Raw genomic sequence first — 14,479 nt, 5'->3', positions numbered from 1 at the left:
GCCGGTTGATCAATTCGGCGGGGCTGGGGGGCGTTTGGATGCACGGCCACGCAGCAACGGCGCCAGAACATTGCGGCCAAGAAGTGCCGCAACGGCAATCATATAGACCAGTCCGCCCGACAAGACCACGATCAGGAACACCAGTTCCTCCCGGGCAAAACCGAGCCGGGCAGTGATGATCCGCGCGGCGGGCTCGGCCGCAAGAAGCGTGGCGGCCAGCGCGAGGGCGCACACGAGCAGACGGACAATGCGCCCCGCCAGGAGCGGATCGCCCAATGGCAGGCCCCTGCGATAGGCGAACAAGATGAGCAGGCCGAGATTGATCCAGCCGCCGATGGCGGTGGCAAGCGCGAGGCCGACTTGGGCGAGCGTGCCCATGAGGGCGAACTTGAGAGCAACGTTCACCGCCACCGCGCTCAGCGAGGCGATCATCGGCGTGGTCGTGTCGCTGCGGGCATGAAACGGCGCGATGAAGGCGCGCAGCACCACGAAGGCGATGAGACCAATCCCATAGGCCCGCAACGTCGCGGCGGCCTCGCTGGCATCCGCCACCGTGAACGCGCCGCGTGCGAACAGGGCACGCATGGTGAGATCGGGGATCAGCAGCGCCGCAACCACGAAAGGGGCGGCCAGCAGGACTGCGAATTCCACCGCTCGCGCCTGCGCCTGGGCCGCGCCCGCATCGTCCCCGGCCGCCAGCCGCCGCGACATCTCCGGCAGCAGCACGGTGCCCACCGCGATGCCCACCACACCGATGGGAAGCTGATTGATGCGGTCGGCGTAATACAGCGCGGACAGCGCGCCGATCGGCAGGAACGTGGCGATGATCGTGTCGGCGAACAGCGCGATCTGCACGCCTGCGGAGCCGATGATCGCCGGCCCCAACGCCTTCAGGAACCGCTTGGTACCGGGGTCGAGGCGCGGACGGCCGAACCTCAGGCCGATGCCGGAGCGTTCCGAATCCCAAAGTAGCAGGATCACCTGTGCGACGCCGGAGATCAGCACGCCCCATGCGGCGGCATGCCCTGCCGTCGGGAACAGCGCCGCACACAGAAGCGTGCTGATCATGCAGACATTGAGCAGGATCGGCGATGCCGCAGCCATGGCGAAGCGATCGGAGGCATTGAGCGCCCCCGAAATCAGCGTCGCCACCGAAATCAGCGCGAGATAGGGGAAGGTGATGCGGGTGAGTGTGACCGCCAGCGAGAAGCGCTCCGGGTCATCCGCCAGGCCCGGCGCCAAAAGGCCGACGAATTGCGGCGTAAACGCCAGCGCCAGCGCCAGCAGCACCCCATGGACCAGCGCCATCCCGGTGAGGATTTCGTCCGCAAACGCGCGGGCGGAGGACGTTCCGCCCTGTTCCTTCAAGCGAGCATAGGTCGGCACGAAGGCCGCGTTGAAGGCCCCCTCGGCGAAGATCGCGCGAAAATGGTTCGGCAGGCGAAATGCGATCAGGAACGCGTCCGCCACCGGGCCGGCACCCAGCACAGCCGCCATCACCACGTCCCGCACGAAGCCGGCGAGGCGCGAGAGCAGCGTCAATCCACCAACGGATAGTATCGAGCGGAACATGGGTGCAACGATTCGCGAGGGTCCGCGCGAGGCTAGAGCCGGATCGCGCGCGGCGCAAAGCGCGCCGGACAAAAGCCCGGCGCCGCCTCAGGATCCATGCGAACGGTCTTCAGTTCGCCAGTGAACGGCGAACGGCGTCGACGATGCGGTCCTGGGTGACATCATCGAGATAGGCGTGCATGGGCAGGCTGATGACCTCGGCGCACAGCGCCTCGGAGACCGGCGCCGCGTCGCCCGGGAAATGGCGATAGGCGGGCTGCTTGTGCATCGGAATTCGGTAATAGACCGCCGTGGGCACGCCTTCCTGCTTCAGCGCCTCCGCGAGCGGGTCGCGGCGGCCGGGCGCCAGGCGGATGGTGTATTGCGCCCAGACGGACGTCGCGCCCTCCGCCACCAGCGGCACCGTCGCAACATCCGCGAGAAGCGCGTTGTAACGCTCCGCGATGCGCCCGCGCGCGGCAATCTCGTCCTCGAAAATGTCGAGCTTTTCCAGCAGCACAGCCGCCTGGATGGTGTCGAGCCGGCCCGTCATGCCGATGCGGACGTTCTCGTACTTGTCGACCCCCTGCCCGTGCTCGCGCACGCTCTTGAGGATCGGCACGAGGTCGTCGTCCTCGGTGAAGACCGCGCCGCCGTCGCCATAGCAGCCCAGCGGCTTGGCCGGGAAGAAAGAGGTCGCGGACGCATCGCCAATGCTGCCGGTGCGCTGGCCGCGCCACGCGGAGCCGAACCCCTGAGCGGTATCACACAGCACCTTCAGGCCATGCTTGCGGGACACCGCGAGAATGGCGTCATAGTCCGCCGCCTGCCCGAACAGGTCGACGGGGATGACCGCCTTGGGCGTCAGGCCGGCGGCCTTGGCCACAGCCACTGCGCGGTCCAGGCTTTCCGCGTCCATATTAAAGGTGTCAGCCTTCACGTCGACGAACACCGGCGTCGCCCCGACCCAAGGCACCACCTCGGCGGTGGCGCAGAAGGTGAAGGCGGGGCAGAATACCGCGTCTCCCGCCTTTACGCCCCAGGCCATGAGAATCATTGCAAGCGCGTCGGTGCCGCTGGCGCAGGAGATGGCGTGCTTGGCGCCGGCGAAGGCGGCCAGTTGCTCCTCGAGGATCGCGACTTCCGGCCCGTTCACGAAACGGCAGCTATCCAGGACCGAGCCCACCGCACGGTCGATTCGCGTGCCGAGCCGGGCGCGCTGGGTCGCCACGTCGATGAAGGGAATCGGCGTCATGGGAGTCTTCACATGGGTGGTCATTCAGGTGCCTTGGGCAAATGGAAGGTCAGCCCGCCGCGCGCTTGCGGTCGGCGGAGCTGCGGTGGCTGCCTTCGGAGCGTCCGGTCAGGCAGGCGATGGCGATTTCGAGGCTTGCAACGCCTTCATCACCCGTGACCGCCGGTGGCTTGCCGGTGCGAACGGCGCTCAGAAACTGTTCAAGCTCGGCGCGCAGCGGCTCCGCATAGGCCACCGGAAGGTGGCGCATGGAATAGGAACCGTCCGGGCGGTAATCGAAGCATTCTGTCACCTGCCGGGTCAGCAGATCGCCGATCACGTACTTCTTGCGGGTCGCCACATGCACCGTGCGCGCCTTGAAGGGCGTCAGCCAGTTGGTGTTGATGTGCGCCAGGACGCCGGAGGCGGTGCGGAACTGAAGCAGCGCGATGTCTTCCCGCTCGGCCATGGCTGAGGAGGTCTGCGGCTGCACTTCGGTGATATCGGAGCCGGTGAACCAGCGAATCAGGTCGATGTCGTGCACCGCGAGATCGATGACCACGCCGACATTGGACATGCGCGGCGGGAACGGGCCGACGCGGGTAATGGCGATGGAGAGCAGTTCCTCCCCAGCGATCGCATCTTTTACCGCCTGCACGGCGGGATTGAAACGCTCGACATGGCCGACCATCAGCGTGACGTTCTTGGCACGGGCGGCAGCGACGATTTCGCGGCCCTCGGCCACCGTCGACGCCACCGGCTTTTCGACCAGAACCGAGGTGCCGGAATTGATCACATCAAGCGCGATGGAATGGTGCAGATGGGTCGGCGCCGCGACGATGACTGCATCGAGCCCGAGATCGAGAAGCGCGCGGTGGTCGGTCACCGCCCCGCAACCGAGGAAACCCGCGACCCGCTCGGCCTGGGCCTGGTCGGGATCGGCGATAGCCACAAGCTCGGCACCGGCCAGCTCGGCGAGCACGCGGGCATGGTTCGAACCCATGATCCCGATTCCCGTGACACCCACCCGCACCGGGCGCCCGGCCGTCGTGGCCGTTTGAAGAGCCATGCGAATCCTCGCTTCTGCAATTTTCAGAGACGGCTCTATCACGGGCAAAGTGCAGGGGCGAGACGCACAGCCCCGTCTGGTTGCACCGGAACGTTCAACAATTGCGTCGGCATATTACGCGTGACGGGTAATTCCCCGGTCGCTCGCCCCGCCGGATTCGCTGCACAGCCCAAGAAAAAGGGCGCGCTCCGAGGAAAGCGCGCCCGCATACCGATGTCCTGATCTTTAGAACTTATAGTTCACGCCAAGCCGCGCGGTGGACGCCGTCACGCCGGCATCAGTGCCTATGTTGTCGTAGGCCTTGGAACCAAGATCCGTGTAAAGATACTCCGCCCTGGCGGTCCAATTATTGGTCATCGCATACTCAAGCCCGGCACCCGCCGTCCAGCCCACATGGGTGTTCGAGGAATCCAGACCATAGGCGTTGATGGTGTTTCGGCCATAGGCCATGCCGCCGGTCACATAAGGCAGCACGCGATCGAACGCATATCCAAGGCGCGCGCGCACGGTGCCGAAATAGTCCAGCTTGCTCGTGAGGCCGTTGCCGCCGCCGGTCATGTCGCCGCCCTGGATGTCGGTTTCCAGGCCCACAAGCACGTTGTTCTGGAACTGGTAGTTGTAGCCGACCTGGCCACCGGCGAACCAGCCGTCGGTCTGTATCCCGTATGACTCAGTCGCGCCGCTGCCGCTGCCCCAGGCATAGCCGGTGTTGCCACCGATATAGAAGCCGGTCCACGAAAAGGCCGGAGGAGCCGCCGTCACCGGCGCCTTCACCGGCATGGCGGAAGCGCGGGCGAGGTCCGCCGCGAATGCGGGGGCCGACACCAACGCGCCGATCGCAATGCCCGCAAGAAGAACCGATTTCATCAACACACCTCACTGATCGTCCAGCGACACCTTTGCCGGAGCACCCTGGCGGTGGGGTGACTCCGAAAAGGCAAACCCGTGGCAAGGCCAAGGTCACTCCATGACACATGGGAATGGACGCCTTGTATGCTCGGATTGTTCCCGCCGGGCAGGAGGTAGGCAAAGAAAAACCCCGGGCTTTCGCCCGGGGTTCGCTTCAGTCCGGAAGGACTAAAGATCAGAACTTGTAGTTCAGGCCGACCTTGAGGACGCTCATGTCCGTGTCGGTGTTGATCGAGCCGCCAGTGCTGGGGATCGTGTAGTCGGAGCCGGTGAGGTCGACATACAGGTATTCGAGCTTGGCGGTGATGTTGTTGGTGAAGGCGTATTCCACGCCAGCGCCGACCGTGTAGCCCCAATTGGTGGACGAGGTGCCCATGCCGTAGAGGGTGCCGAAGTTGGTCTGGCCCCAGGCAGCGCCGGCCGTGATGTACGGCAGGACGCGATCGAAGGCGTAGCCGACGCGAGCGCGGATCGTGCCGAAATAGTCGAGCTGGCCGGAAGCGAGGCCGCCGGGGCCGGAGATCACGACGCTGTTGCCGCCAAGGTCGGTCCAGTCGATGTCGGCTTCGACACCCAGAACCACGTTGTTGGCGAACTGCCAGTTGTAACCAGCCTGGAAGCCGCCGAGGAACCCGTTGGCGCTGCCAACGTTAACACCGGTAGCAGGCGCGCCGAAGAAGGGCGAGATGTTCAGGTCGGTGTTCAACCAGCCCCAGCCGATGTTGCCGCCGATGTAGAAGCCGGTCCAAGAGAACACGGGAACCACGACAGCAGCCTTGACGGGGTACTTGGTGGCGAGATCAGCCGCAGAGGCCGCACCGCCGAGGAGAGCCAGGGCGGAGACCCCGGCGAGAGCGCGCTTCAACATGGGTACTTCCTTCATTGAGATACGAAACAGATGACACGGATATACACCGTGTCGGCTTGGACGTCTGTCACCCGCTTGCAACACCTCGCCTCAGAAAACGAGGCAGGAATGTGGTTAACAGTCTATATCTGAACACAAAACCGTTCAAGACTGGTCACAAATCCTTTGCAAGCATGGCAATTCGCACAGTTTGCAGCTTAACGGTTCAGAAACGATAGTTCACACCTCCTCGGAGAATGTTCCCGTCAAAACCTAAAGAGGCCGGGCCGGTCAAAGAATTGTAGTTGGAACTACCAAGATCAACGTACGCGTATTCCCCGCGCACGCTCCAATTCCGATCCAACGCGAACTCTGCTCCGAGCCCGATCGTCCACCCGGTCTGGGTTTGACTGTTGCTCAACCCAAAGACTTCGTACTGGCCGGAGCCATAAGCGAAGCCGAGCGTCCCGTAGGCAAGAATACGCTCGAAGGCGAAGCCCACACGCGCCCGGATCATGCCGAGATAGCTCAGCGTGTAGGGACCATCGCTGATTCCGCCCCAATCGAAGTCGCTTTCGATTCCCACCACGAAGGGCGAGCCGGCGAACTGCCAGTTATATCCGGCCTGCAAGCCGCCCAGGAATCCGCCGGGCGAATAAGCCCCCGCCGTGCCCCAGCTATAGCCGGCGTTGGCGCCGATGAAGAATCCGGTCCAGGACATCGGCGTCGCGGCTGCGGGCGCGTACCCGTAGCCGTAATTGGCGTTAACGTCGGCGGCGGCCGCCGGAAGCGCAAGCGCGCCGGCCGTGACCAGGCCCGCCAGAAGGCGGTACTTCATCCTCAACTCCTTTACCAAGGCCGGGTTGCGGCATCAGCAGCGGTTCAAGCCCGCTTGAGCCAAGGGTTAGGGCCAAATGGCAAATGAAGTCTGGCCACCAAGAGCAGTTCTGCGGCAATGCGTTGGCATGGTGAACCGAACGTGTGCAGGCGTGGTGAAGCAAAGGTAAAGGTGGCCCTGAGCCACTGGTCCTTGGCGGCGCGACACCCTATTTTCCGCCCATGAGCCCCCGCCTCCCCCATCTCCCCACGTCCGACGTCCCGACGCAGAACGTCCCAACGCAGGATCTCCCCGCAGAGGATATCGCCGTCGACGATATCGAGGCGGGCGAGGATGAGGCGACGCTGATTCTCGTTTCGGAGGATGAGGGGGCGGTGCCCGAGGGCCGGCTCGCGACCGGCCGTGCCGCCATTACCCAGGCGGCGCGCCATGCGCCCACGGGGCCTGGCGTGTACCGCATGATCGCGGCGGACGGGGCCGTGCTCTATGTCGGCAAAGCCAAGAGCATCAAGAAGCGCATCCTCAGCTATACGCGCCCGGTCGGCCACACCAACCGCATCGCCCGGATGATCGCGGCGACCACCGCCATGGAGTTCGTCTCCACCCGCACAGAATCGGAGGCATTGCTGCTTGAGGCCAACCTCATCAAGCAGCTTAAGCCGCGCTTTAACGTGCTGCTGCGCGACGACAAATCCTTTCCCTACATCCTCATCACCGCCGACCACGCCTCGCCGCAGATTCTCAAGCATCGCGGCGCACGCACCCGCACGGGCCATTTCTACGGGCCGTTCGCCAGCGTCTGGGCGGTGGATCGCACCATCAACGCCCTCCAGCGCGCATTCCTGCTGCGCTCCTGCACCGATTCTTATTATGAGAATCGCACCCGCCCCTGCCTGCTGTTCCAGATCAAGCGGTGCTCAGGCCCCTGCACCGGCGAGGTGAACCACACCGACTATGCCGAACTGGTGCGCGAGGCGCGGGCCTTTCTCTCCGGGCGGTCACGCGCAGTGAAAGAAGAATTGGCCGGTGAAATGGAGGCGGCATCGGAGGCGCTGGAGTTCGAGCGCGCCGGGCGGCTGCGCGATCGCCTCGCGGCGCTCTCAGCGGTGCAGGGTAGTCAGGGAATCAATCCGCGCGGTGTGGAGGAGGCGGACGTCTTCGCCTGCACCCAGCAGGGCGGGGCCACTTGCATCGAGGTGTTCTTCTTCCGCACCGGGCAGAACTGGGGAAACCGCGCCTATTACCCGCGCGCGGACCGCTCGCTGGACGAGGCCGAGGTGCTGGGCGCGTTTATCTCGCAATTCTACGAGGACAAGCCATGCCCACGGCTGGTGCTTCTCAGCCACGCGGTGGAGGAACAGGATCTGATCGCCCAGGCGTTGTCGGAGCGCTCCGGTTATAAGGTCGAGATCGCCGCGCCCCAACGGGGCGAGAAGCGCGACCTGGTGGACCACGCGTTGCAGAACGCGCGCGAGGCGCTGGGACGCCAACTCGCGGAGAGCGCCACCCAGACGCGGCTGCTGGACGGTGTGGCGAAGACGCTCGGCCTGTCCGCTCCCCCCCGCCGCATCGAGGTTTATGACAATTCCCACATCATGGGCAGCAATGCGGTGGGCGGCATGATCGTGGCCGGGCCGGAAGGCTTCTTAAAAAGCCAGTATCGCAAGTTCAACATCAAATCCGCCGACCTGACGCCGGGCGACGACTACGGAATGATGCGCGAGGTGCTGCGCCGCCGTTTCGCGCGCCTGCTGAAGGAGGCGCCCCGCGCCCAGCCGGCCCCTGAAGCAACACCAGATGCCGTGGAGGAGGCCTTGCCTGACGCGGCGCAGCCCTGGCCGGACCTCGTGCTGATCGACGGCGGCCTCGGGCAACTCAATGCCGCGCGCGAGATCGCTGAGGAACTCGGCATCACCGATCTCCCGCTGGTGGGCATCGCGAAGGGGATGGACCGCGAGGCGGGCCGCGAACTGTTCCATATTCCCGGACGCCAGCCATTCCGGCTTGAGCCGCGCGACCCCGTGCTTTATTTCATCCAAAGATTGCGCGACGAGGCCCACCGCTTCGCCATCGGCTCGCATCGGGCCCGGCGCAAGAAAGATATTACGGAGGCCGGATTGCAGGCGATCCCAGGGGTGGGCCCCGCGCGAAAGCGCGCTTTGCTCCGCCATTTCGGCACGCTGAAGGCCATCGAGCGGGCGTCGCTGGCGGATTTGGAGCAGGTCGATGGAATCAATGCCTCGACGGCGCTGGCCATATACGGTTATTTCCACGAGCGGCCGGCGAACTGAACCGGAATGACGAGCGCGCCTCGACCTCGCCAGGTTCGGGGTGCATTGTTGAACCGACCTCCCCGCCCGGATCTCATCCGAGCCAAGAGCAAGACCGTATGGACATGGTAGACGCCGCGACCCGCCCCGCCTCCGAGACCCCCGCCGGAAGCGGCCGTGGGAACGCCCTGTCGCTGCCTAATATCCTCACATATTCGCGCTGCGCTGCGGTGCCGCTGGTGGCGGCCTGCCTGTTCTGGGCCGATATCCTGCACGGCGGCACCTGGCTGCGGTGGGTTGCGCTCGGCCTGTTCATCGCCGCCGCGGTCACCGATTTCTTCGACGGGTATCTGGCCCGGGTCTGGTCCCAGCAATCGGCGATCGGCCGCATGCTGGACCCCATCGCCGACAAGCTGCTTGTTTCCACCAGCCTGCTCATGCTCGCCTCCGACGGCACCATCCGCGGCTGGTCGCTCTGGGCGGCCGTCGTCATCCTCTGCCGCGAGATCCTGGTCTCCGGGCTGCGGGAATTCCTGGCGGAACTGCGTGTCAGCGTCCCGGTCTCGCGGCTGGCGAAGTGGAAGACGACGCTGCAATTGATCGCCGTCGCCTTCCTGCTGGCGGGGCCGGCGGGCGATCGCATCGTTCCCGGCATCAGCTTCGCGGGGCTGAGCCTGCTCTGGGTCTCGGCGGTCCTCACGCTTTATACCGGCTATGATTATTTCCGCGCGGGCGGGCGGCATCTGGTCGGGAGCGCCTGATGAGGGTGCTCTATTTCGCCTGGCTGCGCGAACGCGTCGGGCTTGCCGAGGAAGAGGTGGACCTGCCGGGCGAGGTTGCGACCATCGCCGATCTGACCACCTGGCTCGCCACCCGCGATGCCGCCCATGCCCACGCCTTCGCCGATCCCAAGATCGTCCGCGCCGCGCTGGACCGTCGGCATGTCAAACCTGACACGCCGCTTGCCGGGGCACGCGAGGTCGCGTTCTTTCCGCCCATGACCGGGGGCTAGGCCGTGAGCCTCGCCCTGCCCTTCGACGTCCGCGTCCAGGCCGAACCGTTCGATGTCGCCACGGAAATCGCGGCCCTGTCGGGCGATGGGGATGTCGGCGCCGTGGTGTCCTTCTCCGGCCTCTGCCGCGCGGACAAGCACGCCGGTGCGGCGGACGGGGAGCCGCTCGCGGCCCTGGTTCTGGAACATTATCCCGGCATGGCTGAAGCCGAGATGGAGCGGCTATTGGATGAGGCGCGCGGGCGCTGGCCCCTCATGGGCGCGCGGATCATTCACCGCTTCGGCCGCATCGTCCCAGGCGAGCAGATCGTGCTCGTCGTCACCGCATCGGCCCATCGCGACGCCGCATTCGCGGCCGCTGCCTTCCTGATGGATTGGCTGAAAACCAGCGCGCCCTTCTGGAAAAAGGAGGAGCGCGGCGTCTCCGGGGGCTGGGTGGCGGCCAAGGACACCGACGATCAGGCCGCGGAACGCTGGACGCGCGGCTGACGCTTCGCTGCTCGCTGCCGTTGCCCGCATAGCCGGGATGGGCTGCCCCATTCCCCGCCACGCGTGCTGGACATCACGAGATCGGATTACGCCGCGAGACGAACCGGCGCGTCGATGTCGATCTTACGGTCGAGCACCGCGTTCAGGCGTTCGAGGTCGAGTTCGCCCTCCCACCGCGCCACCACCAGCGTCGCCACCGTGTTGCCGATGAAGTTGGTCAGCGAGCGGCACTCGGACATGAAGCGGTCGATGCCGAGGATCAGCGCCATGCCCGCGATCGGGATCTGCGGCACCACCGCGAGGGTCGCCGCCAGCGTGATGAAGCCGCTGCCGGTCACACCCGCCGCGCCCTTGGAGGTGAGCATGGCCACCGCGAGGATCATCAGCTCGTGCTCGAGGGTGATCGGCGTATTGGTCGCCTGGGCGATGAACAAGGTCGCCAGCGTCATATAGATGTTGGTGCCGTCGAGGTTGAAGGAATAGCCGGTGGGCACCACCAGCGAGACCACCGATTTCGAGGCCCCCGCCGCCTCCAGCTTGCGCATCAAGGCCGGCAGGGCGCTCTCCGAGGAGGAGGTGCCGAGCACGATCAGCAATTCCTCGCGGATAAATCCGAGCAGCTTGAAGATGTTGAAGCCGACGAACTTGGCGATGAGGCCAAGCACGACGATCACGAACAACAGCGCAGTCACGTAAAAGGTGACAATCAAATACAGAAGATTGCCGATGGCGGAGAGGCCATAGGCGCCGATGGTGAAGGCCATGGCACCGAACGCACCAACCGGCGCCGCCTTCATGACGATGGCGACGATGGCAAACACCAGCTTTTCAATGGTGCGGATGGCGTTGAGCACCGGCTCGCCCGAAGCTCCGAGCGCGCTCAGCGCAAAGCCGGTGATGATGGCGATGAACAGCACCTGGAGGATTTCACCATTCGCCAGCGCGCCGACCAGCGTGTCGGGAACGATATGCAGGGCGAAATCGACGATCGAGGAATGCGCGGCCTGGCTGGTGTAATTCGCAATCGCCTTGCCGTTGAGCGTCGCGGGATCGACGTTGAAGCCCGCGCCGGGCTGAAGCGTGCGGCCGACCAGAAGGCCGATAATCAGGGCCAGGGTGGAGACCACCTCGAAATAAAGCAGCGCCTTGCCGCCGACTCGCCCCACCTTCTTGATGTCGCCCATGGCGGCGATGCCGACCACGACGGTGCAGAAAATCACCGGCGCGATAATCATCTTCACCAATTTGATGAAGGCATCACCCAGCGGCTTCATGGATTCCCCGACGTGAGGGAAGATGGCGCCGAGCAGCACGCCAAGTGCCACGGCGGCCAGGACCTGGACGTAAAGAATCTTATGAAGGGGACGACGCATAGGCTTCACTCGCCGGTGCAAAAAGTGGTCACGATGCTTCTATGACGCGAGCGTAGCCGATGTGCAACAGCTGAAAGACAGGTCGAACACCTTCCCTTAGGCAAGTAATACCTTAGTTTTCAGACCGTCGCCTTTTCGACTGACCTTTCGTAAGCGCCCACCTCTTCAGGGTTTCTGTCGACGCCATGTCGGCGCGGGCGCTACTCATTCGTTCTAGGGAAAGACAAGGAGCGACCCGGCATGCAGTACGCCATACTTTGCTACCACTCCGAGGATGTCGTCTGCGCCTGGAGCAAGGAAGAGGACGATGCCGTCATGGCGCGGCTGGGCGTGGTTCAGGAAAAGCTCATCCGCACCGGCAAGCTCGGGCCGGTGGCGCGGCTGCTGCCCACCACGGCGGCCACCACGCTGCGCAAGGACAGGGAACCCGCTTTGGTGCTCGACGGGCCGTTCGCCGAGACCAAGGAGCAGCTTCTCGGCTTCTACGTGGTGAACGTGCTCGACCTGGAAGAGGCGCTCGACATCGCCCGCGAGCTTGGCCGCGCCAATCCCGGTGGCTCCTACGAGCTGCGCCCCATCGACCTGTTCTATCCTGGGCCGGGTGCGGCGTGACCGACATCGACTGGATCAACGCAGCCCTCACATCCGCCCGTCCCCAGGTGGTGGCGGCGCTGCTGCGCTATTTCCGCGATCTCGACACCGCCGAGGAGGCGTATCAGGACGCCTGCCTGCGCGCGCTCGGCAATTGGCCTAAGAACGGCCCGCCGCGCGACCCCGCCGCATGGCTGATCCTGGTGGGCCGAAACGCCGCGCTCGACGGAGTGCGCAAGCGCGCCCGGCAAGTGGAGCTTCCCGACGAGGAGAAGGTCTCGGACCTGGACGACCAGGAAGAACGCATCGCCGAGCGGCTGGACGATGCCCATTACCGCGACGACATCCTGCGGCTGCTGTTCGTCTGCTGCCACCCGCAACTGCCGGCGACCCAGCAGATCGCCCTCGCCTTGCGCATCGTCTGCGGCCTCTCGGTCAAGCAGATCGCCCGTGCCTTCCTGGTGGGCGAGAGCGCGATGGAGCAGCGCATCACCCGCGCCAAGGCGCGCATCGCCGCCGCCGAAGTGCCGTTCGAGACGCCGGGCGCCATTGAGCGCGCGGAACGGCTCGCGGCGGTGGCAGCCGTGGTCTACCTGATCTTCAACGAGGGCTATTCCGCCGGCAGCGCGGAGAGCGATGCCCGTGCGCCGTTGTGCGACGAGGCGATCCGGCTGGCGCGCCTGCTGCTGCGCCTGTTTCCCGCCGAGCCCGAAATCCTCGGCCTTGCCGCCCTCATGCTGCTCCAGCATGCCCGTCTGCCCGCCCGGTTCGACGCGGCGGGGAATGTCGTGCTGCTGGATGACCAGGACCGGGGGCTGTGGAACCGCAAGATGATCCTCGAAGGTCTGGCGCTGATCGACAAGGCGCTGCGCCATCGCCAACCCGCTCCCTACCAGATCCAGGCCGCCATCGCCGCGCTGCACGCCCGCGCCACGACGCCCGAGGAGACCGACTGGGAGCAGATCGATCTGCTTTACGGCGCACTGGAGCGGTTTCAGCCCTCGCCGGTGGTGACGCTCAACCGGGCGGTGGCGGTCTCCAAGGGGCGCGGGCCGGAAGCCGCGCTCGCCATGGTGGAGCCGCTGGCGCCGCAACTCTCAGGCTATTTTCACTTTTTCGGTCTGAAGGGCGGACTGCTGCTTCAGCTTGGCCGCCGCGAGGAGGCGCGGATCGCTTTCGACCGGGCCATCGCCCTGGCGAACACGGCCGCCGAAGCCGCCCACATCCGCAGCCATCTCGATCGCCTGCTGAGCGCGAGCGAGGAAAAGGCGCTGACCTTAAGTTAGCGCGTCACGCACCCGATTATTATCCCCCGACACCGGCGGAGCGGGCACCGGAGAGAAGCCACACCAGGGCAAGCGCACCTATGGCACCGAAGATGATGCCGATGACCATTGCAGCGACGATGCCGCCTGCCCGATCCCTTTGGCGCATTTTCATGATCGATGCCCCCTGATCTCACTATAGGTAACGCCGCCAGGACGAATAAGGCTCCGTCCACTGCCCTCTATTGCGCCCAAGGGCCTTAATGCTTCCCAAGCTCTGCATTCACGGATAGCGTTTTTCTTCTGTAGAAAACCATCGTGAGGCAAGCGTGGCTGACCGCAAGACAAAGGCGGCGGGCGAGACGGGTGATCCGGCGGACTATATCACCGGCTCCGGCGCTCCGGCCGCGACGCCGGGCACTCTGGAAGACGCGTTGGGCGTCCAGGTGCGCTCCATCCGGCGTCAGCTTGACCTGACGGTGTCCGATCTCGCGGGCGCCGCCGGCATTTCCGTGGGCATGCTCTCGAAGATCGAGAACGGGCAGATCTCCCCCTCGCTGGCGACCCTGCAAGCCATTGCCAAGGCGCTCAATGTGCCGATCACCACCTTGTTCTCGGCGTTCGAGGAGCGGCGCGACTGCTCCTTCGTGCGCTCCGGCCAGGGCGTGATCATTGAGCGGCGCGGCACCAAAGTCGGCCACCAATACGAACTGCTGGGCCATGGCCTGGGCGGCGACATCGTGGTCGAGCCCTATCTCATCACCCTGTCCGAAGAAGCAGCGCCGTACACCGAGTTTCGCCATGCCGGGGTGGAGTTCCTCTACATGCTCAGTGGTGAGGTGCTCTATCGCCACGCCGACCGGGCCTATCACTTGCGACCGGGCGATTCTCTGATGTTCGATTCCGGTGCGGCCCATGGGCCGGAGCATCTGATCGTGCGGCCCATGACATATCTCTCGGTGATCGTGTATGCCCGTGACGGGCGCTGAACAGAGCAGATTGGTTTCTTCAGAAGAAAATTTTATTCGCGG

15 protein-coding genes are annotated in these 14,479 nt (G+C 65.0%); 7 read left to right on the top strand and 8 right to left on the bottom strand.

Annotated features, from left to right (window positions below; all coding sequences use genetic code 11):
- Nucleotides 1–9: 9 nt before the first annotated feature.
- From murJ to ADADO0_RS14510, 6 genes are all read right to left on the bottom strand, one after another.
- The gene (murJ, locus tag ADADO0_RS14535; RefSeq protein ID WP_511305867.1) at nucleotides 10–1,572 is read right to left on the bottom strand and encodes a murein biosynthesis integral membrane protein MurJ; all 1,563 of its coding nucleotides are present in this window, start codon (nucleotides 1,570–1,572) and stop codon (nucleotides 10–12) included.
- A gap of 109 nt (nucleotides 1,573–1,681) precedes the next feature.
- Nucleotides 1,682–2,830, bottom strand: coding sequence for a DegT/DnrJ/EryC1/StrS family aminotransferase (locus tag ADADO0_RS14530; protein ID WP_511305866.1), 1,149 nt, complete (start codon nucleotides 2,828–2,830; stop codon nucleotides 1,682–1,684).
- Between the two features lie 25 nt (nucleotides 2,831–2,855).
- The gene (locus ADADO0_RS14525; RefSeq protein WP_511305865.1) at nucleotides 2,856–3,854 is read right to left on the bottom strand and encodes a Gfo/Idh/MocA family oxidoreductase; all 999 of its coding nucleotides are present in this window, start codon (nucleotides 3,852–3,854) and stop codon (nucleotides 2,856–2,858) included.
- A gap of 225 nt (nucleotides 3,855–4,079) precedes the next feature.
- Nucleotides 4,080–4,721, bottom strand: a complete 642-nt coding sequence (locus ADADO0_RS14520; protein ID WP_511305864.1) for an outer membrane protein — start codon at nucleotides 4,719–4,721, stop codon at nucleotides 4,080–4,082.
- Between the two features lie 217 nt (nucleotides 4,722–4,938).
- Nucleotides 4,939–5,631, bottom strand: coding sequence for an outer membrane protein (locus tag ADADO0_RS14515; RefSeq protein WP_511305863.1), 693 nt, complete (start codon nucleotides 5,629–5,631; stop codon nucleotides 4,939–4,941).
- Between the two features lie 205 nt (nucleotides 5,632–5,836).
- Nucleotides 5,837–6,448 (bottom strand): outer membrane protein, encoded by a 612-nt coding sequence (locus ADADO0_RS14510; protein WP_511305862.1) that lies wholly within the window; start codon nucleotides 6,446–6,448, stop codon nucleotides 5,837–5,839.
- 221 nt (nucleotides 6,449–6,669) lie between these two features.
- On the opposite strand from ADADO0_RS14510, the gene uvrC reads away from it, so the two are divergent.
- The 4 genes from uvrC (at nucleotide 6,670) to ADADO0_RS14490 (ending at nucleotide 10,219) form a co-directional block, all read left to right on the top strand.
- The gene (gene uvrC / locus ADADO0_RS14505; protein ID WP_511305861.1) at nucleotides 6,670–8,739 is read left to right on the top strand and encodes an excinuclease ABC subunit UvrC; all 2,070 of its coding nucleotides are present in this window, start codon (nucleotides 6,670–6,672) and stop codon (nucleotides 8,737–8,739) included.
- A gap of 104 nt (nucleotides 8,740–8,843) precedes the next feature.
- The gene (pgsA, locus tag ADADO0_RS14500; RefSeq protein ID WP_511305918.1) at nucleotides 8,844–9,479 is read left to right on the top strand and encodes a CDP-diacylglycerol--glycerol-3-phosphate 3-phosphatidyltransferase; all 636 of its coding nucleotides are present in this window, start codon (nucleotides 8,844–8,846) and stop codon (nucleotides 9,477–9,479) included.
- Nucleotides 9,479–9,730 carry a molybdopterin converting factor subunit 1 gene (moaD, locus tag ADADO0_RS14495; protein WP_511305860.1) on the top strand — a complete coding sequence of 84 codons (252 nt, stop codon included), beginning with the start codon at nucleotides 9,479–9,481 and terminating at the stop codon, nucleotides 9,728–9,730. Before pgsA ends, moaD begins: the two co-directional genes overlap by 1 nt.
- A gap of 3 nt (nucleotides 9,731–9,733) precedes the next feature.
- Entirely contained in the window at nucleotides 9,734–10,219 is a 486-nt protein-coding gene (locus ADADO0_RS14490) for a molybdenum cofactor biosynthesis protein MoaE (RefSeq protein ID WP_511305859.1), read from the top strand.
- A gap of 86 nt (nucleotides 10,220–10,305) precedes the next feature.
- On the opposite strand, the gene ADADO0_RS14485 is transcribed toward ADADO0_RS14490, so the two are convergent.
- Nucleotides 10,306–11,592: a dicarboxylate/amino acid:cation symporter gene (locus ADADO0_RS14485; RefSeq protein WP_511305858.1), complete on the bottom strand. Its 1,287-nt coding sequence runs from the start codon at nucleotides 11,590–11,592 to the stop codon at nucleotides 10,306–10,308.
- Nucleotides 11,593–11,832: 240 nt separating this feature from the next.
- Between ADADO0_RS14485 and ADADO0_RS14480 the strand changes: the two genes are divergently transcribed.
- Together ADADO0_RS14480 and ADADO0_RS14475 are read left to right on the top strand one after the other, a co-directional pair.
- Nucleotides 11,833–12,204, top strand: a complete 372-nt coding sequence (locus ADADO0_RS14480) for a YciI family protein (RefSeq protein WP_511305857.1) — start codon at nucleotides 11,833–11,835, stop codon at nucleotides 12,202–12,204.
- On the top strand, nucleotides 12,201–13,469 hold the full coding sequence (locus ADADO0_RS14475; protein WP_511305856.1) for an RNA polymerase sigma factor: 1,269 nt from the start codon (nucleotides 12,201–12,203) through the stop codon (nucleotides 13,467–13,469). Before ADADO0_RS14480 ends, ADADO0_RS14475 begins: the two co-directional genes overlap by 4 nt.
- Before the next feature lie 19 nt (nucleotides 13,470–13,488).
- Here the strand turns inward: ADADO0_RS14475 and ADADO0_RS14470 are convergent, their stop codons facing one another.
- Nucleotides 13,489–13,623, bottom strand: coding sequence for a hypothetical protein (locus ADADO0_RS14470; protein WP_511305855.1), 135 nt, complete (start codon nucleotides 13,621–13,623; stop codon nucleotides 13,489–13,491).
- A 154-nt stretch (nucleotides 13,624–13,777) separates the two neighbouring features.
- Here ADADO0_RS14470 and ADADO0_RS14465 point away from each other — a divergent pair, with 154 nt between their 5' ends.
- Entirely contained in the window at nucleotides 13,778–14,437 is a 660-nt protein-coding gene (locus tag ADADO0_RS14465; protein WP_511305854.1) for a helix-turn-helix domain-containing protein, read from the top strand.
- Nucleotides 14,438–14,479: the final 42 nt, after the last annotated feature.

The organism is Aquabacter sp., from assembly GCF_965279295.1.
Lineage (GTDB): Bacteria > Pseudomonadota > Alphaproteobacteria > Rhizobiales > Xanthobacteraceae > Aquabacter.
The sequence above is the reverse complement of the archived record's forward strand: the minus strand, read 5'-3'. Positions and strand labels throughout refer to the sequence as shown.